Genomic DNA, 265 nt, shown 5'->3' with positions numbered 1-265 from the left:
ATCGTACCCCAAACCGACACAGGTGGTCAGGTAGAGAATACCAAGGCGCTTGAGAGAACTCGGGTGAAGGAACTAGGCAAAATGGTGCCGTAACTTCGGGAGAAGGCACGCTGATATGTAGGTGAAGCGGTTTACCCGTGGAGCTGAAATCAGTCGAAGATACCAGCTGGCTGCAACTGTTTATTAAAAACACAGCACTGTGCAAACACGAAAGTGGACGTATACGGTGTGACGCCTGCCCGGTGCCGGAAGGTTAATTGATGGG

1 rRNA gene is annotated in these 265 nt (G+C 51.3%); it reads left to right on the top strand.

What is annotated here, in order from left to right:
* Positions 1–265: ribosomal RNA gene (locus tag NNO08_RS23275) — 23S ribosomal RNA — on the top strand; the annotation flags it as partial.

Origin of the sequence: Citrobacter sp. Igbk 17 (assembly GCF_028069775.1) — a bacterium.
Taxonomy (GTDB): domain Bacteria; phylum Pseudomonadota; class Gammaproteobacteria; order Enterobacterales; family Enterobacteriaceae; genus Citrobacter.
Note: the sequence above shows the minus strand (reverse complement) of the source record. Positions and strands in the feature narration are given on the sequence as shown.